General features: G+C 70.7%; 1 protein-coding gene. It reads right to left on the reverse strand.

The features are described 5' to 3' along the window. Positions 1-692: hypothetical protein (locus L288_RS43550; RefSeq protein ID WP_021240131.1), on the reverse strand; the 692-nt coding region annotated here is incomplete at both ends.

Raw genomic sequence — 692 nt, forward strand, 5'->3', positions numbered from 1 at the left:
CCTGCTGCACCGTGGAGGTGAGGCCGCTGGCGGCTTCGGTCACGCTGCCCAACACCGATCCGGCGGGCGCCAGAACGCCGCCGACCGCGCCCGGCCCCGTACCAGCCACGGGCAGACCGCCGGGCAGGACGTTCGCCTCTATCAGCGCCGGACTGCCGCTTGTACCGAGCAACTGATTTCCTCCCAGGGCAACGTTGAGCAGATTTTCCGAGATCCCGCCGGTTGCCGAAGTGATGTTGGTGACCCGCACATCCGCGATGCCGTTGACCTGTGCGAGCGCCGTGTTGCCCGCATTCAGCACCCCTACCGTGGCGAGCGTGCCGCTTGGCTGGGTGGAGCCCAGCACCCCGACGCCGATCGCGCCAGCCGTGCCATCCAGCCCGGTGGTGACGGTGCGGCCGCCGACATCGATCGACACCAGATCCCCGACGACGCCCTGCGCCCCTTGCAGCAGCAGCGTGCGGCCTTCGCCCGCATCGACCAGGACGGTGCCCGTGTCGTTCAGCACGCGGGTGATGGTGCCGGTCACCGGCTGGAGCACCGGCAGGGCCGTCGCGACCGGGGTCGTCACCCCGCCCTGCCCGTCCGATACGCCCAGCACGGCATTGCCAGCGGTCACCAGTGCGGGAGAGAGTTGTTCCAGCGCGGAAGTCAGGACGTTGCCGCCGCCGCTCGCGCCCGTTCCCCCTCCG

It is taken from the genome of Sphingobium quisquiliarum P25 (assembly GCF_000445065.1).
GTDB classification, from domain to species: Bacteria; Pseudomonadota; Alphaproteobacteria; order Sphingomonadales; family Sphingomonadaceae; genus Sphingobium; species Sphingobium quisquiliarum.